Annotated in this window: 19 protein-coding genes; 6 read left to right on the top strand and 13 right to left on the bottom strand. The window is 36.5% G+C overall.

The window, feature by feature from the left end:
* The first annotated feature begins 82 nt into the window (after positions 1–82).
* On the top strand, positions 83–844 hold the full coding sequence (locus IGK54_RS05260; protein WP_430603292.1) for a WxL domain-containing protein: 762 nt from the start codon (positions 83–85) through the stop codon (positions 842–844).
* Positions 845–957: 113 nt separating this feature from the next.
* Here the strand turns inward: IGK54_RS05260 and IGK54_RS05255 are convergent, their stop codons facing one another.
* From IGK54_RS05255 to alsS, 3 genes are all read right to left on the bottom strand, one after another.
* Positions 958–2,040 carry a PA2928 family protein gene (locus IGK54_RS05255; RefSeq protein ID WP_002357921.1) on the bottom strand — a complete coding sequence of 361 codons (1,083 nt, stop codon included), beginning with the start codon at positions 2,038–2,040 and terminating at the stop codon, positions 958–960.
* A 157-nt stretch (positions 2,041–2,197) separates the two neighbouring features.
* The gene (budA, locus tag IGK54_RS05250) at positions 2,198–2,902 is read right to left on the bottom strand and encodes an acetolactate decarboxylase (RefSeq protein ID WP_002363752.1); all 705 of its coding nucleotides are present in this window, start codon (positions 2,900–2,902) and stop codon (positions 2,198–2,200) included.
* Positions 2,903–2,913: 11 nt separating this feature from the next.
* Positions 2,914–4,566 carry an acetolactate synthase AlsS gene (alsS, locus tag IGK54_RS05245; RefSeq protein WP_002357923.1) on the bottom strand — a complete coding sequence of 551 codons (1,653 nt, stop codon included), beginning with the start codon at positions 4,564–4,566 and terminating at the stop codon, positions 2,914–2,916.
* A 277-nt stretch (positions 4,567–4,843) separates the two neighbouring features.
* Here alsS and IGK54_RS05240 point away from each other — a divergent pair, with 277 nt between their 5' ends.
* Complete coding sequence (locus IGK54_RS05240; RefSeq protein ID WP_002404487.1) at positions 4,844–5,755, top strand: LCP family protein; 912 nt, start codon at positions 4,844–4,846, stop codon at positions 5,753–5,755.
* A 58-nt stretch (positions 5,756–5,813) separates the two neighbouring features.
* On the opposite strand, the gene IGK54_RS05235 is transcribed toward IGK54_RS05240, so the two are convergent.
* The 3 genes from IGK54_RS05235 to IGK54_RS05225 all read right to left on the bottom strand — a co-directional run bounded on the left by IGK54_RS05235 (position 5,814) and on the right by IGK54_RS05225 (position 9,566).
* Positions 5,814–7,157 (bottom strand): NADH peroxidase, encoded by a 1,344-nt coding sequence (locus IGK54_RS05235; protein WP_142957215.1) that lies wholly within the window; start codon positions 7,155–7,157, stop codon positions 5,814–5,816.
* A 185-nt stretch (positions 7,158–7,342) separates the two neighbouring features.
* Positions 7,343–8,035 (bottom strand): response regulator, encoded by a 693-nt coding sequence (locus tag IGK54_RS05230; RefSeq protein WP_010777560.1) that lies wholly within the window; start codon positions 8,033–8,035, stop codon positions 7,343–7,345.
* A complete protein-coding gene (locus IGK54_RS05225) occupies positions 8,016–9,566 on the bottom strand; it encodes a Spo0B domain-containing protein (RefSeq protein WP_010777559.1) in 1,551 nt (516 codons plus the stop codon). Before IGK54_RS05225 ends, IGK54_RS05230 begins: the two co-directional genes overlap by 20 nt.
* Before the next feature lie 147 nt (positions 9,567–9,713).
* Between IGK54_RS05225 and IGK54_RS05220 the strand changes: the two genes are divergently transcribed.
* Both IGK54_RS05220 and IGK54_RS05215 read left to right on the top strand, forming a co-directional pair.
* Positions 9,714–11,039: a 2-hydroxycarboxylate transporter family protein gene (locus IGK54_RS05220; protein WP_002357930.1), complete on the top strand. Its 1,326-nt coding sequence runs from the start codon at positions 9,714–9,716 to the stop codon at positions 11,037–11,039.
* Positions 11,040–11,070: 31 nt separating this feature from the next.
* Positions 11,071–12,240, top strand: a complete 1,170-nt coding sequence (locus IGK54_RS05215; RefSeq protein ID WP_010777558.1) for an NAD(P)-dependent malic enzyme — start codon at positions 11,071–11,073, stop codon at positions 12,238–12,240.
* Between the two features lie 73 nt (positions 12,241–12,313).
* On the opposite strand, the gene IGK54_RS05210 is transcribed toward IGK54_RS05215, so the two are convergent.
* The 4 genes from IGK54_RS05210 to ireB all read right to left on the bottom strand — a co-directional run bounded on the left by IGK54_RS05210 (position 12,314) and on the right by ireB (position 14,694).
* Positions 12,314–13,162, bottom strand: coding sequence for a helix-turn-helix domain-containing protein (locus IGK54_RS05210; RefSeq protein WP_002382173.1), 849 nt, complete (start codon positions 13,160–13,162; stop codon positions 12,314–12,316).
* 500 nt (positions 13,163–13,662) lie between these two features.
* A complete protein-coding gene (locus tag IGK54_RS05205) occupies positions 13,663–13,968 on the bottom strand; it encodes a DUF1292 domain-containing protein (RefSeq protein ID WP_002357933.1) in 306 nt (101 codons plus the stop codon).
* 37 nt (positions 13,969–14,005) lie between these two features.
* Positions 14,006–14,428, bottom strand: coding sequence for a Holliday junction resolvase RuvX (ruvX, locus tag IGK54_RS05200; protein WP_002357936.1), 423 nt, complete (start codon positions 14,426–14,428; stop codon positions 14,006–14,008).
* On the bottom strand, positions 14,425–14,694 hold the full coding sequence (ireB, locus tag IGK54_RS05195) for a regulatory phosphoprotein IreB (RefSeq protein ID WP_002357937.1): 270 nt from the start codon (positions 14,692–14,694) through the stop codon (positions 14,425–14,427). The genes ruvX and ireB overlap by 4 nt, the downstream gene beginning before the upstream one ends.
* Before the next feature lie 435 nt (positions 14,695–15,129).
* On the opposite strand from ireB, the gene IGK54_RS05190 reads away from it, so the two are divergent.
* Together IGK54_RS05190 and IGK54_RS05185 are read left to right on the top strand one after the other, a co-directional pair.
* On the top strand, positions 15,130–15,882 hold the full coding sequence (locus IGK54_RS05190) for a threonine/serine exporter family protein (protein ID WP_270278565.1): 753 nt from the start codon (positions 15,130–15,132) through the stop codon (positions 15,880–15,882).
* Between the two features lie 5 nt (positions 15,883–15,887).
* Positions 15,888–16,388: a threonine/serine exporter family protein gene (locus IGK54_RS05185; protein ID WP_430603290.1), complete on the top strand. Its 501-nt coding sequence runs from the start codon at positions 15,888–15,890 to the stop codon at positions 16,386–16,388.
* Positions 16,389–16,440: 52 nt separating this feature from the next.
* On the opposite strand, the gene IGK54_RS05180 is transcribed toward IGK54_RS05185, so the two are convergent.
* The 3 genes from IGK54_RS05180 to IGK54_RS05170 form a co-directional block, all read right to left on the bottom strand.
* Positions 16,441–17,307: a TIGR03943 family putative permease subunit gene (locus IGK54_RS05180; protein WP_002382171.1), complete on the bottom strand. Its 867-nt coding sequence runs from the start codon at positions 17,305–17,307 to the stop codon at positions 16,441–16,443.
* 18 nt (positions 17,308–17,325) lie between these two features.
* On the bottom strand, positions 17,326–18,240 hold the full coding sequence (locus IGK54_RS05175) for a permease (RefSeq protein WP_002357942.1): 915 nt from the start codon (positions 18,238–18,240) through the stop codon (positions 17,326–17,328).
* 208 nt (positions 18,241–18,448) lie between these two features.
* A complete protein-coding gene (locus IGK54_RS05170) occupies positions 18,449–19,255 on the bottom strand; it encodes an MBL fold metallo-hydrolase (RefSeq protein WP_002357943.1) in 807 nt (268 codons plus the stop codon).
* Between the last annotated feature and the right edge of the window lie 38 nt (positions 19,256–19,293).

Genomic DNA, 19,293 nt, shown 5'->3' with positions numbered 1-19,293 from the left:
CTTTCTCTACTAATATTAAACACTATTTGTCTCAATATTTTCGAATTCCCTGTAAATTACTGATAAATAAAAACAGCTCCTTTTGCGTATACTTATATTATCAGCACCTAAAGGAGGAACTTTCTTGAAGCAAAAAAATCTACTCACTTATCAATCACTTGCAGCCTTGTTGCTAGTATTCAGTCTCTTTAGTTTTGACCCATCGGTTTCTTTTGCCACCCGTTCTGGAAAAACGCCTGTTTCAGTTGAACTAGAACTTGGAGGGCTGCCTGGTGATGAATCGGTTGACGATGCCATTGATCCTGATTTAGAAAATCCTAACACTAGTTTTGACTTGCTCTTTATTCCGAAAGAATTTACTTTTGAAACCCAAGCGATTTCTGGTGATTTAACGGCAGTTCCTATACGATCTTCTGAAGGCAATACTCATACAATGAGACACTTCGGGATGGGGGATGTTCGCGGAGCCTTAACTGGTTGGCATGTCACTGCTGAAATCCCACACATGCGAAACGAAGCTCATTCTTTACTAGGCATCATTACGTTTCAATTAACAGGCGGCTATGCTCGCTATGACAAAACGTTAAGGCGTTTCTTTATGACAAATACAATGTATGGACTGGATTTTTCAGAAGATCCTGCTGCACCTGACTTCCCGACCAACCCAATTATTATCGGTAACGGTGCGACTTTAATGAGTAACGCTGGTGATAGAAAAGGACAAGGCATGTGGAGCGGCCGCATGACCGATATTTCTCTTGAAATCCAAACCCCTGTTTCACAATTATTTCCTGGCGCATATACAGGTTCGATTATCTGGAATTTAATCTCTGGACCTGCATAAAATAAAGAAACGCTTAGAAAACTAGCGGAATCACTACTCTTCTAAGCGTTTTTTTATATCATAAGGACTATTTGCTCCTTCTATTTGTCTAAGCATGCTTTACCACTTTTCGTTTAACGAATCACTTGGCCCCAACGGTAATCAAACTGATACTCTTGATTACCATTATTCAGGTTAATTTTGTATAAATAACGCGGGACTTTAATGAATAACGCATCCTCTACTTGAAAAGCTTCAATAGGTACATTTTCTTTAGTTAAAAGCAACGGTGTTTGCCACTCGTATGTTTTTTTCTGCCAATTGTATAAGCCAACTATCGCTTGATTACTTTGTCTTTTCTTGTATGACAGAACATAATAATTTGCTTCATCTTTCTTGCCTAATAAAACTGGTGCTATTAGTTGCTCTTCTAGTTTTCCTTGCACTGTTGTACGCTCTTCCGATGACAGCTCTTGACCAATTTGACTCTCATTTGAATCTACCGTCCATTTAGGCGCTTCTTGTGTTTGAAAGACTTCTTTGAAAGTTGGGTCTTGTTTTAACTGCCAATTTTTCAAATCTAATTGATAATATCGATTGTTTAATCCATAAATATAGAGATAGCGATTATCCATAAAACGATAATCAACGAAATCAGAGCTTAAATAGTCTTTTAATTCAGGGAATTTCTTCACTAAATCCGCTTCAGAAAACTGTTTTTTCCCTGTTTTTGTATCTAGTAAGTAAATGGCCTCGTTATCAGCATTATTCAAAACCACATATTGATCTGTTTGACCAATTAAATAATCACGCCAACCTAAACGTTTACTCCACATTCGTTCGCCCGTCTGACTATTAACAGAAATCACTTGGAACAATGAGTTACTGGTGCTAATGCCATTCGTTCGTCCATTTGGAATAATCATTCGCTCGATTGAAGTTAAGCCTTTCGTTTTTTCAGAATAAAACGTCGCACTTTTCTCTTCAATCGTTACTGAACGAAACATTCCGAAAAATATCAAACCAGCAAAATGTACCACTGCAAGATAAACCAATAAAATTAACGCATAGGGAACCAGTCTCCTTGTACTCCGCCTTCTTATTAAGGAAATAACCAAAATACCACTAATTACTATAAAAATAATTGCTACAATGATAACAAAAATATCATGATAGAGCCAACCAGATAATTGCCAACTTCTATAAAGTGTGTCCATTACGCCATCCTTTCCAATTGTTATTTGCTTATTATAAAAAGGATACTATTTTTTTTTGAAAAATAACAACAAAAAGCGACGAACATCAATAAGCCCATTCAAGTTGACTAACTAGGTCAACTTGAATGGGCGTGGAGAAATGTGCCTTGTTATTCAGTTATTCCGCTTCTTCAATTGCAGACAAAGCTTTTGCAATATCAATTTCTTTATTCCGATAATCAGCATCATGAACTGGAAAATGCTGCCGCAATTCTGCTGCTTCCATCCACGAAACAGTCCCTTGTTTAATGCCAAAATCAAGAATGTGCCCACCAAATTGGTGATCCTCACTGATAAAGTGCAAATGAAACCCTGCGGCAGAAGCACCATGAAATAATTTAGGTGTAAAGAACCCTACAACTGTTCCCTGAATATTCTCCGCTGTAAATTCAGGTTGATTGCGTGCGGCTTCTACAAATGGTGGATACGGTTTTTCTTGTTTAGGTGCCACACGAACATGCATCTTCGCAAAAAGACCGCTAATTTTAATTGCCGCAAAAAAATTAGGACTAATTTTTTCTAAAATTTGTGCTTTAATATTTTCATCGGTTTCCGTTGATACAGGGAATGCGCCATCTTCTTGAAAACGAGTAACTGCGGCATATGGCGTTAATTCTTCGCCTTCTAGAATAGTAATTTCGCCAGTTTGATTTGCATGATACAATGTACCGTCCAATAAAATAATTTCGCCATTTGAGCCTTCTAATGTCCCAATTCCAAAATCACCTTGCGTGAGTAACGTACCAATTTCTGCCGTTCCTGCCATCAAACTTTCCATTAAACCGCCTAGCGTACCATGTTGATAAACATATTGTTCGCTCATTTTTCCATCTCCTAATAAAGTTGATCTGGTAACAATGTTTTACCTAATTCTTGATTATCTGAATAATCCACAGGAACATCAATAATCACTGGGCCTTCTGTTTGCATTCCTTCTTCTAAAGCTGCGGCAAATTCTGCTTGTGAATGCACTCGAACCCCTTTGGCTCCAAAAGCTTCAGCATATTTCACAAAATCAACTGGACCAAAATCTACGCCAGAGGATCGATTATATTTCATTTCTTCTTGGAATTTAACCATATCATAACTACCATCATTCCAAATAATATGCACGATATTTTGCTTTAAACGAACCGCTGTTTCTAATTCTTGCGCTGAAAATAGGAAACCGCCGTCCCCAGAAACAGAGATAATTTGTGTATTCGGACGAACCAGCGCAGCCGAGATTGCCCAAGGCAAAGCGACACCTAATGTTTGCATACCGTTACTAAATAATAAATGACGCGGTTCATAACTTCTAAAGTGGCGAGCCATCCAAATGTAGTGACTCCCTACGTCAACAGTAACTGTCATTTCATTCGTAGTTTTTTCTTGAAGCGTTTGAACAATTTCTAATGGATGTAATCGATTTTCAATTGTACTTGTTTTTACTTCTTTAATCGTTAATTTTTCTTGAAGCGTTTCTAAATAATCTTGCGCATCTTCTGTTAATATTGGTTCACTAAATGCTTCTGATAATTTCAAAATATTTTTAGACATATCACCAATTAGCTCTTCTTCCGGTTGCATATATTGATCAATTTCCATTTGAACTTCATCAATAACAATAACGCGCGCATCTTTTTCTGCGTTCCAATTACGTGCTTCATATTCAATGGGGTCATAACCAATCGCAATCACTAAATCACTTCTTTTTAACAAACGGTCCCCAGGTTGGTTTCGAAATAAACCAACACGCCCAAAGAAATGTTCTTCTAATTCTTTTGAAATAATTCCTGCTCCTTGGAACGTTTCCACGACTGGCAAACCAGTTATAGCAACCAATTCACGAATGGCTGCGGTAACTTTTCGTGCAGAGGCCCGCATTCCTAAAAGTAAAACAGGTAATTTCGCTTGCTTGATTCGTTCAGCTAAAGCTGCGATTGTTTCTGCTGATGCATGGCCCAGTTTCGGAGCCGACAAAGGCTTAATTGCTTCGCCTGTCACCGGACTATCTGTGACATCTTGTGGGATCGATAAGAATGTTGCGCCTTTTTTCGCTGTTTTGGCGATACGGTAAGCATTGGCAATATTTTCAGATAATGTTTCTGGATCTTGAATTTCTGTACTGAATTTTGTTATTGGACTAAATAATGCAGCATTATTCATGCTTTGGTGAGTTAATTTTGACAAATCGGACCGTTTCACCTGTCCAGCCAATGCTAAAACAGGGTCCCCTTCTGCAGTCGCAGTTACTAACCCAGTTGCTAAATTGCTGGCACCAGGTCCACTAGTTGCAATAACTAAGCCAGGCTCTCCCGTCAAACGACCAATCCCTTGTGCCATAAAGGCAGCGTTTTGTTCATGTCGAGCTAAAATTAATTCTGGACCTTTGTCAACTAATGCATCAAAAACCCCATCAATTTTTGCACCGGGAATCCCAAAAATATAGGGCACTTCGTGATTGATTAAACTTTCTACTATGATATCTGATCCTTTTTTACTCACTGTTATACCTCCAATTAAAATCTGTACTAATTACAAATACAAAAATACCACTAAAATTCTAATTAATCAACAATGAAACACCTTAAAAACGTGTAATATACTAATTCGCATATTTTAATAGAATTGAGATATTTCAAAAGATTAAGCAAAAATAATGCAAAATACCTTAAAGTTTTATAGTCTTTCAACAATTATTATATACTTCTTCACTAAAAATTAGTAAGATTAACCTATAAGAAAAAAATCACAACCTGTGATAAATTATTGGAGGAAAAATATGTCAAAAGGGAAGAAAATTTTTGCCATTATCTTTGGAATTATCTTGGTTCTATTTCTTGCAGTTGTTGGAATGGGAGCAAAACTTTATTGGGATGTTTCTAAATCAATGGATAAAACCTATGAAACAGTAGAACGATCTAAAAAAAGTCAGGTCAATTTAAACAATAAGGAGCCTTTTTCTGTTTTATTATTAGGGATTGATACAGGCGATGACGGGCGTGTCGAGCAAGGTCGTTCGGATACAACAATTGTTGCAACAGTTAATCCTCGTGACAAGCAAACAACCTTAGTCAGTCTTGCTCGCGATACCTATGTTGATATTCCAGGTCAAGGAAAACAAGATAAATTGAATCACGCCTATGCTTTTGGTGGCGCATCTTTAGCAATGGACACAGTTGAAAACTATTTAAACATACCTATTAATCATTATGTTTCAATTAATATGGCTGGTTTAAAAGAATTAGTCAACGCGGTTGGTGGAATCGAAGTGAACAATAATCTGACTTTTTCTCAAGACGGATATGATTTTACGATTGGTAAAATTTCATTGGATGGTGAACAAGCACTCTCCTATTCAAGAATGCGTTACGAAGATCCTAATGGTGACTACGGCCGCCAAGAACGTCAAAGAAAAGTGATTGAAGGCATCGTCCAAAAAGTCTTAAGTCTTAATAGCGTAAGCAACTATCAAGAAATTTTAACAGCTGTTTCTGATAATATGAAGACAGATTTAAGTTTTGATGACATGAAAAAAATTGCCTTAGATTATCGCAGTGCCTTTGGTAAAGTGAAACAAGACCAACTTCAAGGTACTGGTTTTATGCAAGATGGAGTTTCCTACCAACGTGTGGATGAACAAGAATTAAATCGTGTCCAACAAGAGTTGAAAAATCAATTGAATACAAAATAAAAATAAAAATAAAACCCACGAGTACTATAAATACTCATGGGTTTTATTTTCTCTTCTATTAACGTTCTTGTTTTACCGCTTCTAAAGCCGCTGTATTAATCATATTCCAAGGTTTGTCAAACGCTGGTTGGAAGAAGAAGTCCGCATAGGCTAAGTCTTCAATCGTCATTTTGGCTTGAATCGCTAATGAAATAGCATTAATGTTTGCAGTTAAATCTGCTTTCGACATTAATTGAGCGCCTAAAATTTCTGTTGTTTCAGGATCATACACTAATTTAAACCAAGCTTTTTGTTTGTCTGGATTAAAGTCCATCAAGTAGTCTTCTACTACTGTCACCGCTTTTGTTTCTTTTCCTAATTTTTGAGCCATGACTTCGTTAATCCCTGTTGAAGCAAATTTATAATCAAAGACGGCCAAGCCAGAAGATCCTTGAACACCAGGGAAAGGTTTAACTGGTTCCTCTAGGTTTTTCACAGCAAAGCGACCTTGTTTACGAGCATTCGTTGCTAAGGCAATATTTACTTCTGTGTCTGCAGGATTGTATTTAATTAACGTAGCATCCCCTACTGCAAATACATCAGGCTCACTTGTCCGCATGTATTCATCCGTCTTGATTAGGCCATTCGGATGTAATTCTAAGGTACCTTTTAACCAAGCAGTGTTTGGACGGACACCAACCGCTACAACGACCAAATCAGCATTGTACGCATTTTTATCTGTAACGACTTTTTGCACACGACCGTCGCCTTCGTAACGTTCAACTGTTTCACCAGTTGCAATGGTAATGTTATTGGCTTCCATCTCTTCTGTTAAAACATCTGTAAATTCTTTATCTAGATACACCCCTAATGGACGATCTAAAATATCAATAACGGTAACCTTTTTACCGGCTTTTGCAAATGCTTCGGCAGCTTCAATCCCAATATAACCACTACCAATCACAACCACATTATTGACTTCTGGATCTACTGTTTTTTGTTTTAATTTAATGGCCCATTGACGACCACGCATCAAGTAAATATTATTCAAATCTTTACCTGGAATATCTAATTCAAATGGGACAGCTCCGGGACTGATGATTAATTTATCATAATTTTCAACACGTTCTTCACCTGACACTAAATCTTTCACTGTCACTTGATGTTCTTTTGGTTGAATCGCTGTAATTTCAGTATTAGAAAAGACATTCACACCACGACTCTCCATTTTTTCGCCAGTCATATAGCGAACAGAATTAACATCTTTCACTTTTCCTTCTAGGTACAACTGCATGCCACAAGACAAGAATGAGATAAAATCACCTTTCTCATACCATTGAATTTCTGCATCAGGATGAAGATTTAGTAATTCCTCTACCGCTTCATAACCTCCATGTGATGATCCTAAAACAATAACTTTCATCGCTCGTTCCTCCCATATAATATTATTTCTTACATAATAAAGAATATCATATATTCTCAAAAAATAACAAATAATATCCTCTTTTCCATTCTCAATTAAGTTCTTTAAATGAGAATAAAAAGGAGTATCCTCTGTATTTCGCCACTTTTCAATTACTTTTTTTATTTACTAAAAAATAAAAAATACTAAATTCTCCGATACGATTGATAGGGACGCCCCACTTTTAAATAGCTATTTTTACTTTCTAAAAGGTTATTTTTTTCTAGAAACAACACATATTTGCGAACAGAAACATGTGAAAGCTGACTCGCTTCTGATAATTCTTGAATCGTAAAATAGTCGGTAAATTCGTCTATTTTTTTTAACAATAATTGTAATGTTGCTTGTGTTAGTCCTTTTTCTAAGGACATGTTTTGAAGATCTTGTTCATTTTTACGTGCGTTTGTCTGTGAATAATGAAATAATTGGTCCACTTTTGTTTGCGAAAGCTCCTTCGTTTCCAGCGTGAATTGAGCAGCTTTTTTCTGATAGTTTTCGATACTTTGTTGAAATCGTTCAAAAGAGAAGGGTTTAACTAAATAGTCTAAAACGCCTAAATGTAAGCTTCGTTTAACGTTTTCCAACTCGTTGGCAGCCGTAATCAGGATAACTTCTGTGTCAATTTTTTCATCTCTAATTGTTGCCAGATAGGTCAAGCCGTTGCCATCTTTTAAATGAACGTCTAATAAAACAAGTACTGGTTGTTTTTCTTTCGTTAATTGTAGACCTTCAGCAATTGTTGCAACCGTAAAAATAGTCGGTTGGTGAATTAATTTTTCAAGATATTTTTGATGTATATATGCAACCATAGGATCGTCTTCAATAATCAATAGGTTCATTTTCCTCTGCTCCTTCGTAATGAACATTTATGCGAAGGACAAGCCAATTGTTTTGTTGGTTTTCCCAAGTCAATGTCGCTTCCGCATTCTCTAATAATCTTGCCAAATAAGAAGTGAAAAACTCTTGCTCAAAGCGTTCCAGTTGTTCTTTTGGATAAGCAAACGAATAAGTCGTCGTCAAACTTCCTGGCTGATAATCAATGGTTTCAATGATCTCTTCTGGTAACGGTTGTTCCATCAGGAAACGATGAATATAACGGTAGATAGCAATCAAATTTTGCGTATCTTCATCTCGTTTATTTGGTGGAATTTCTGGATAAATTTCAATAGCTAATTGTGTTTTAATTTCTGCAAACTTGATTCTTTCCCCACTTAAAAAACCTGCTAGAATAGGATTCCTAACCAAAATAGCTAAGCGCTGTGCAAATTCCTTTTCTGGTTTCAATAAATCGGCTAGATAATGTTTTAGCGCCTCATAATCTTCTAAATCGACTAAGCCATAAATGACATGCATCTTATTCATAAATTCGTGTGATTGACTTTGTAATGCCGAAGCATATGTCGTTGTGCTGACAAGCTGTTCTGCGACAATAAACGTTTCCGTCGCATTTTTCAGAAAGATAACATGCCCAATTGTTCTTTTACGGACATTAATCGGGGCGATTGAGACGAAATAATCCTGGCCATTTTGACGATAGAATTGCTCTGTTTTTGAATGTACGACTAATTTTTCAGGAGATAAAACCAATGCTGAAAGTTTCTTTCCTAGTAAATTTTCTTCACTATTTGTTATATTATGATACATTTTAGTTGCTTCAATATTTGCTAATAAAATATTTTGATCGGTATCAATCACAAGGATTGCGTCTTTCGTTTCCTCAAGCATGGCGTTTCGCTCTTCTAATAGACGAGCAATTTCTCTTGGCTCTAAATCGTGAAGTTGTTTTTTTAAATAATAAGAAACCACGATGGCTAATATAAAGCCAAAACCAACACTTAAAAGGACACTCACTGTGTAATCATTTTTTGTTCGTTCAATCAATTGTGAAAGCGAGGTCATTTTAATGCCCATTGCCACAACCCCAATTTGTTTTCCTTGATCATAGACTGGGACAAAACCTCTTAATGATTCTCCTAAACTTCCTTGACTAACAGACAAATGTTCCTCCCCTTTTAATGCTCGCACTTCATCGCCACCTTCAAAATGCTTACCTATTTTTTGGCGATCAGGATGTGTTAAACGAATCCCCTGCATATTCATAATCACGATAAAATCCAACTGATGGATTTCACCTAAACGAACCGTATACGCTTCCAATTCATCTGAATAGTGATCATTCTTTAAGGCTTCAATAACATTCGGTTCAATAGCCAACTGTTCCCCGACGGCTAAAAGTGCTTGCTCTTGGTTTTTACGAACTTCTTTAATTGTTTGGACCGTCGTTACTCCGTAAAAGAAAGTAATCATAATAATTAATGTTGCAATAAAAATCACTGATAAGAAGCACCATAATTTCCCGCCACGCTTCATGCCATCCCTCTTTTCTCTTCAAATAAAGTATAGCATAGGAAGATTTGGTTAAAAAACTTTTCTTTAGTTAAATTAATTAAATAATCTACTCTACAGAAAACGTTTACATTATGATGAATATAGATTAAAGTTATAGGAGGAAATAGCATGGAAAAGAAATTGCACGCAACAGCTGCTAACGAAACAGATTGGCGCAACAAATTAACCAAAACGAGGATTGGTTCGGTTACGTTACCTGTTTATCTTGTAACAGCTAGCATTATTCTTGTTACGGCTCTATTAGAACAACTACCAGTCAATATGTTAGGTGGTTTTGCCGTAATTTTAACAATGGGTTGGTTACTTGGAACAATTGGTGGAAATATTCCTATTTTGAAACATTTTGGCGGTCCTGCAATTTTATCTTTATTAGTACCATCAATTATGGTCTTTTTCAATTTACTCAACCAAAATGTCTTAGACTCAACAGATATTTTAATGAAACAAGCAAACTTTCTCTATTTCTATATTGCTTGTTTAGTTTGTGGAAGTATCCTTGGAATGAACCGCAAAATTTTAGTCCAAGGTTTAATGCGCATGATTGTCCCGATGGCATTAGGAATGATTTTAGCAATGGGCGTTGGGACCCTTGTTGGAACGCTGTTAGGTCTCGGTTGGAAACATAGCCTTTTCTATATCGTCACTCCTGTTTTAGCTGGTGGAATCGGTGAAGGCATTCTTCCTTTATCCCTTGGTTATAGTGCCATTACTGGATTGCCAAGTGAACAATTAGTGGGGCAATTAATTCCCGCAACCATTATTGGTAATTTTTTTGCTATCATGTGTTCAGGTTTACTTAGTCGTTTAGGAGAAAAACGCCCTGAACTTTCTGGACAAGGTCAGTTGATTAAAATTACCAATTCAGATGATTTAAGTGATGCTTTAGAAGAAGACAAAGCACCAATTGATGTAAAATTAATGGGCGCTGGTGTTTTAATTGCGTGTACCTTATTTATTACAGGTGGTTTATTGCAACACTTAACAGGCTTTCCTGGTCCTGTTTTGATGATTGTTGTCGCAGCCTTTTTAAAATACTTAAACGTAGTACCGAAAGAAACCCAACGCGGATCAAAACAGCTTTATAAATTTATCTCTGGCAATTTTACGTTCCCGTTAATGGTTGGCTTAGGTATGTTATATATTCCTTTAAAAGATGTCGTAGGAATGCTTAGCTGGCAATATTTTGTTGTGGTAATTAGTGTCGTTTTCACTGTTATTGCTACAGGATTTTTCGTTTCACGCTTCATGAATATGAATCCCGTTGAGGCTGCCATTGTCTCCGCTTGCCAGAGTGGTATGGGTGGGACTGGCGATGTGGCTATTTTAAGTACAGCCAATCGAATGAACTTAATGCCGTTTGCACAAGTTGCGACACGATTAGGCGGTGCCATTACAGTAATAACAATGACTGCTATTTTTAGAATGCTTTTTTAACTATAAGTGAATTATTTAGGAGGAAAATGATATGTCAACAAAAGATGTAAAAGAATTAGCGATTGAGCAAGCAAAAAAATTTGGGGGGAAATTAGAAGTCTGCCCTAAAGTTCCGATTGAAACAAAAGCAGATTTAGGAATTGCCTACACACCAGGTGTTGCGGCTGTTTCTTCTGCCATACATGAAAAAAAAGAACGCGCTTACGAATTAACGACAAAGAAAAACACCGTCGCCGTTATCAGTGATGGTTCAGCAGTTTTAGGTTTAGGTAACATTGGTCCTGAAGCAGCGATGCCTGTCATGGAAGGAAAAGCTGCATTGTTTAAACGCTTTGCTGGTGTGGATTCGATTCCCCTTGTTTTAGATACACAAGATACCGAAGAAATTATTCAAACAGTGAAGTTTTTGGCTCCAACCTTTGGGGGAATTAACTTGGAAGATATCAGCGCTCCTCGTTGTTTTGAAATTGAACAGCGTTTAATCGATGAACTAGATATTCCCGTTTTCCATGATGATCAACACGGGACAGCGATTGTTGTTCTAGCGGCTTTGTACAACAGCTTAAAATTAATCAACAAGAAAATAGAGGACATTCATGTGGTAATCAACGGCGGTGGCTCCGCTGGTCTTTCGATCACAAGAAAATTTTTAGCTGCTGGTGTAAAACATATTATCATTGTTGACCGTGCAGGGATTCTGAGCGAAACAGATACAGCTCTGCCACCACACCACGCAGAAATTGCGAAGCTAACCAATCGGGAACACCGTACCGGTGATTTAGCTACTGCTCTTGAAGGCGCTGATGTCTTTGTTGGTGTTTCGGCACCAGGTGTTTTAAAACCTGAGTGGATTCAACAGATGAATGAGCAGCCAGTTATTTTTGCAATGGCTAACCCAGTTCCTGAAATTTTTCCTGATGAAGCTTTAGCGGCAGGCGCTTATATTGTCGGCACTGGTCGTAGTGACTTTCCGAATCAAATTAATAATGTGTTGGCCTTCCCTGGTATCTTCCGTGGTGCCTTAGATGCTCGGGCGAAAAAGATTACGATTGAAATGCAAATTGCCGCTGCCAAAGGTATTGCAAAATTGATTCCCGATAATGAACTCACGCCGACCAATATTATTCCCGATCCATTCCAAAAAGGAGTCGCAAAAGTCGTCGCTGAAAGCGTCCGTAACGCTGTCAAAGAAACAAATTAAAAAGAGAAAAAAGGAACAACTTAACTCAAGAGGAGTTAGGTTGTTCCTTTTTTAAATCTGAAACGCTAATCTATTATTTAAAACTGATATTAAACTCTTGCATATCTTTTTCAATATAAGCAAGTAATTTTTTATTTTCAAAGAAACGTGTAAAGTAGTACGCAATACGATAATCTTCAACAGCATCTAGTCCTAGCATCTGTTTATTAAACGCTTTTTCGTATAATAAGCAATCTAAAGAGTAAATAGAACTGTGCGTCCGATTAATTTCGATTCCTTTATCACTTAATTCAATACTCTTTGCATAGTCTTTAATTAATGAATAGAATTTTGCGGTATTATAATAAATACGGCATTGCTCTAATGGATAATCTAATTTGAATTCGCTTAGCAATTGTAAAGATTTATCGTAATAAACTTTTGCTTTTTCAATATCATCTTCTAATTCATATAAAATACCGATCGCATTCATACTCAAAATATTATAAATATTAATATCACGACTAATTTCAGAACCACGATGTAAATAGAACAATGCTTCGCTATTATTTTTCTTACCTAATAAACTCGTAATTCCTTTATAATAGAAAAATTTTGTTTCTAAAATTCTGTTTGAACTTTCGATATCATCTGGATAGTCTTTCAACAAATCATAGGCTTCATCGTGCTTAAAGTAAAAGCATAATTCTTCTACTTTATTTAATAAGCTTTCGAGTTTTTTCTCACTAGAACCTTCGATACATTCTTCCACTTGTAAGTCTAAACGTAGACATACAGATGAGAAAATGTCTAAACTGTCACACACATTTTTGTTTTCAATGTTACTAATTGTTGCTTGTGTACAAATTCCTTTTGCCAATTCAGCTTGCGATAATTTTTTCTTTTTACGCGCTGTTTTGATTTTTTCTCCCGCTACTCTCACAGTCAAAACTCCAATCTTTCTATTTTTTTTGTATTAAACATACCATCATTTTACAGATAATGTTATAATGAAGCTATCATAATAAAGGAGGTGAAATATATGTTTGATTTACTTGCTTTATTAACTGGAATTTCAGTTCGTGGCAATGCACCACACCAATAATTACGTGTTTGTTTAACTGAATTTCTGACGGCTCTACCTATGCCAGTAGGTGGAGCCATTTTTTTATTTAATATTATAAAATTAACAGTATTTCTGAAACCTCACACTTAGTATAACACAAATTATAAATTATGCTAGATAGTTACCAAATTAACGTCATTACAAGGATGTTACGTTTTTACAACATCTTGTAAAACTAGACAATGCTGTCCTTCTTTATCCATCACACTCAATGATAGTGATAGTATCTTATGATAGAAACAACATGTACATTATAACAATTATTATTAAGAAAGCTACTTCTCAATAGGAGAAGTAGCGCTTCTCTCGTTACAGTTTTACTCTTCTTCTTCAGCCATGAATGTATTGAAAACTTCTTCAATCATATCCCATTCAGCGTCTGTTTCGATTTGCTGTAAATCGCCTTCTGTACCTTCTGCGTTTTCCACATATGAGTAAGCTTGCAATTCAACATCTTCATCCTCAGGAATTCCTGCTGGATATAATAAAACATAATTTTTACCGAATTCTTCTTGACCGTCAACAGTTAGTAAGATCTCGTATAATGTTTCATTTCCTTGTTCGTCTACTAAAGTAATGTGTTCATGTCCTTCGTGATCATGATCGTGGTTGTGTTCTGTCATTCTTCTTCTCTCCCTTGATGTATTCAAAGCTCGATAATTATCGGCTATGTGCATCTAAATAATTTTGTAGAATCATTACTGCCGCTAGTTTATCAATGACTTTTTTTCTTTTGGCTCTGGAAGCATCTGCTTGCTCCACCAAGAAACGCTCTGCTTGGACAGTTGTTAATCGTTCATCTTGATAGTCAACAGGTAATTGAAATAATTCTTGAATCTTATCACCATATGCCATGGATGCTTCAGCTCTAGGACCGATGGAATTATTCATGTTTTTCGGTAAACCTACGACAAATTTCGTGACTTCGTATTCTTTCACCAATTCACCTAATCGCTCAAAACCGAAGTTCTCTTCCTCTTCATTGATGCGAATAATTTCGATGCCTTGTGCTGTCCAACCTAATAAATCACTAACAGCCACACCGACTGTCCGTGAACCTACATCTAGCCCCATGATCCTCATTTGATATCGATTCCGTGGTTCGCTAAGTAATATTTGGTTAATTCTTCCATGATTTCATCACGTTCATGACGACGAATTAAGTTTCGAGCATCTTGATAACGAGGAATGTAAGCCGGGTCCCCAGAAAGTAAATACCCTACTATTTGGTTAATAGGATTGTATCCCTTTTCTTCTAATGCCCGATACACGGTTTCTAACGTTTCACTGATTGCTTTTTTTCGATTATCATCAAAATCAAAGCGTACTGTTTCGTCTGTAAAACCCATTTTACTACACCTCACTTCTACTTTTATACAATTTCATTTTACTAGAAAAGAACCGAAACTACAAACAAAATTTCTTCTCCTTCTCTCTTTTTTGTTATTTCTTAGTCTTTTATTAATAAAGGCTTCGTAAAAAAATGACAGCCATCGATAATTTTAAAATTATAAAAACAAATACACAACTTTATAAAACAAGAATAAAGCTCTGCTAAATCGCCAGAATATCACCTTTCCCTTCAATTCATTTTGCGAAAAAATCGACGTTTTTCTTTTGAAAACTTTTAAATATTTATGATTAAATAATATCAGCCTTTTAATGTTACAATTCGCTAACAATCTGTTTACGATGTAAATTTTCGATTGCAGCTGTTATTTATTTCCTCTTTTTGGTTCGTTTGTAGTACACTAGAAGAAAATACATAAAGTGAGGCTTGCTCAATGACTCCTGCTCATTTGGATTTACTTTTAGAAACCTGTTTGTTAGCTGGTAAAATTATGATAGAAAGCGATGCAGAAATGTACCGTGTTGAAGATACAATGAGCCGAATTGCGCTTGCTTCTGGCAACTATCGAATGGTTAGCTATGTGACACAAACCGGGTTATTTTTTGGCATAGATGGAACCTCCACGATTCGTATGGTTCAAGTAATGAAACGTGGCATTGATTTAGAAAAAATCTCTCGTGTGAATCAGCTGTCTCGTGCTTATGTGGCTGGTGATTTTTCTTTAGAGGAATTACTGAATAAACTAAAAGTGATTGATAGTGAACACCGACATTTTCCAATTAGCGCACGCATTGTTAGTGCGGCTGTTGTCAGCGCTACAATTATGATTCTTTTTGGTGGTGTCTGGTCCGATTTATTCTTGACTTTTCTGATTGGTGGTTGCGGCTATAGTCTTTATTATTTTAGTTTAAAGTTTCTCAAGATTAAATTTTTATCTGAATTTTTAGCTTCGCTGTTCATTGGTGCAGCCGCTATTCTTTCAGTCAAATTGGGACTCGGACAATCACAAGATTTAATCATCATTGGTTGTGTCATGCCTTTAGTGCCTGGTGTGCAAATTACCAATGCTCTTCGCGATTTGCTAGCTGGACACTACTTATCGGGTGTTTCTCGTGGGACTGAAGCATTAATGACTTCAGGAATGATTGGTTTTGGCATTGCTTTTGTCTTTCAACTTTTCTATTAAAAGGAGTGACTTACTTGCTAGGAATCATTTTGGTACAATTTATCTTTAGTTTTTTAGCTTCTGCGGCGTTTGCGATTATTATTAATGTTCCTCGACGATCACTGGTGGCTTGTGGTCTAACTGGTAGTGTGAGCTGGATGCTTTATTGGGTAATCGTTGAAGTTTTTAGTGGAAATGTGGCATTAGGTTCCCTCATCGGTGCTGTCGGTGTTGCGGCAGTAAGCTACCTATTCTCAAAAATATTGAAAATGCCTGTCACGATTTTTAATATTCCTGGTATTGTTCCATTGGTACCTGGTGGCTTAGCTTATCAAGCTGTTCGGAATATCGTAATTGGCAATTATGAAAAAGGCGCCTATTTTACCGTGCAAGCTGTAATGATTGCTGGGGCAATTGCGTTAGGCTTAGTCGCTTCTGAGGTTTTCAATCAGAATATCCGCAGCTTTCGAGAAAAAAGAGAATCTTTGGGTTTTATTCGTCGTAAGCGCAACAAAATTAAAAAATAGATAGCAAAAAAGTTGGTTGCTTCCATTTGATAAGGAAGCAACCAACTTTTTTTTAAAAGGAACGATAGACATATTGATTTTTAGGTGCTTGATCTGCTTTGACTTTCTCCACTTGCACAGTTGGTATTTGTCGTTTAAACGGTGGATAATAGGACAACTCAACCGTGCCGGTAATCGTTACCCAATCATTGTTTTGAAATTGCGTATGTTCAGGAAAATGAACCAACAAGCCAAAAACGCCAGAATCAGCGACACAATGAATAATCCCAAAACGGAAGACAAACTGGTCAACACTTTCTTCTCGTTTTGAATTATAGACAAAGCCTTTATAAGAAATCCTTTTCCCTGCAAATTGACTTGGATAATTATAGATTAGTTCCATAATTTCCAAATAGTTTTCATCCGTAATTGAAATCACAGATTGGCCATCATATTGTTTCATGGCTTTTGCCATCTGCTTGTCATAATCCGTCTTATTGAAATACATACTTGTATCAGGTTTCAAATATTGCGTTTGCATATCAGGATCCCCTACTGATTCTTTACTTACTGGAAAGTTAAAGCCTTTTGCTTCAACAATTGTTGTGTCTAAACTAACTGTCGGAAATAATAAGCCAACAATCAACGGTAAAGAAAGTAGTAAATAGGCAAGCCCTCTTTGGCTGGGTTTTTCCAAATTATGCTGATGGCCATGATGTTCATGTCCCCCATGATGGTGCATGTCTTCATGTTTTTTTTGCATTGATGGATCTGCTTGGTTCCACAAAATCAATTGGACAATCGCCATAATAAAAGCTAAAACCATTGATAAAACAGCTAAGTAATTATAATGAATATTGATATATTGGTTCAGTTCACCTGAAATTTGAAGATACATCATCAACCCCATATATCCAATTAAAATAATAAATCGTATCATCGATTGTAGGCCTCCTTTCTAAACTACTGCCGCATAAATAGTTACGACAAGCGCCACTATCAAAACAAATTGTACAATGAATGACATCTTAAAATAACGTTTCATCATCAATAAATTTTTAATATCTACCATTGGACCAAAAACTAAGAAGGCGACAATTGGTCCTGTGCCAAATAAACTCAAAAGAGAAGAACCAATAAATGCATCTGCTTCTGAACAAAGTGATAGAGTGGCAGCGATGACTAGCATGACTAGAATCGCTAAAATCTTTGAATGGCCCAATTGCATAAGCGCACCAGTTGGAATATAGGTTTGCATGATTGCTGCCAACAAAGAACCAAAAATTAAATAACGACCCGTATCAAAAAATTCATCAATACTATGGGTTAACGCTGACCAGCCGTTTTTCCAAAATGAACGAGCTTCATCAACGTGTTCATGCGTATGAGCAACCTGCTCTTCTTTAATCTGCGCCAACTCTTTTTCTGTTAAAATTGATTCTTTTCGAAAATAAGCTAACCAAATGCCGATAACCCACGCGACAATCATACTACCTAAAACTCGCCAAATCACAAATTTTGTTGCGCCACTAAAAGCTACGTATGTTGAGAATAGCACAATTGGATTAATGATTGGTGCCGTTAACATAAAAGCAAAAGCGGTATGTGTTGGTACATCTTTTTTAACAAATTGATGCACAATTGGGACGATCCCGCATTCACAAGAAGGGAAGAAAAACCCTAGGAAACTCCCTACACAAATTGATAAAAATTTATTTTTAGGTAACACTTTTTTTACTCGTTCTGGTGTTAAAAAAACATGTAAAGCGCCTGAAATCAAGCAACCTAACATGACAAAAGGCAATGCTTCGATAATAATCGAAAGAAAAATAGTGCTCATCTGTAAAACAGAGTTTGGTAAAAATTGAAACATTATAGACCTCCCACTAGTAAAAATCTAGTTAACTATACTCCTAACACCAGACAAACACAAGTATTTGTCAAAAAATTAACTAAGAGTTTAAAAGTATTATCACCGATGTCTCTGTCAAACCAGCTGGATAAAAGAAAAAAATGAGCATGGGACAAAAATCACTTTGGATTTTTGCTCCACGCTCAAAAACTGATAAACCACCATTATTCTAAATTTGAAATAACTCTGAGGCTGAATCGGGGTCTGTATCATATACCTTAAATGCTTCACCGACGCCTAAATCCTTTTGCTTCAAAGTAGACTCCATGGCCATTCGCGCATGAAGTTTCGTATTATTTTCTTTGCTAAGATGACCTAAATAAATGCGTTTTGTTTTATCACCTAACACATCCGCCATCACAAGAGCACCATCATCATTGGATAAATGGCCTTTATCTCCTAAAATCCGTTGTTTAAGACTCCATGGATAAGGTCCTGCTCGCAAAATTTCAATTTCATGATTGCTTTCGACTAAATAAGCATCTGCATTTTCAATCGTACCACGAATATGATCGCTACAATAACCTGTATCCGTTAGAACAACAAAGGAACGATTATTGCGATGAAAACGATAAAATTGAGGCGCAATCGCATCATGTGAGACACCAAAACTTTCAATGTCCATATCTCCCAAGGTCAAAACTTTGCCCATTTCAAAAATATGTTTTTGAGCGACATCGACTTTGCCAATCATGGGATCCATCGCTTGCCACGTTTTTTCATTAGCATAGACATCTAACTTATATTTTCGCGCTAACACGCCAACGCCGTGAATGTGATCCCGATGTTCATGTGTAACTAAAATCGCATCTAAATCTTCTGGTTTGCGATTGACTTCTGCTAACAGTGAAGTGATTTTTTTGCCACTTAAACCCGCATCTACTAATACTTTCTTTTGGTTGGTTTCAATAAAAAGGGAATTGCCTGTACTGCCACTGGCAAGAACACTGATATTAAAAGCAAACTCTGAATCCATTTAAAACTCTTCCCTTCTACATTACAACATTAACGTGT

It is taken from the genome of Enterococcus sp. DIV2384 (assembly GCF_050534975.1).
Taxonomy (GTDB): Bacteria; Bacillota; Bacilli; order Lactobacillales; family Enterococcaceae; genus Enterococcus; species Enterococcus faecalis.
Note: the sequence above shows the minus strand (reverse complement) of the source record. Positions and strands in the feature narration are given on the sequence as shown.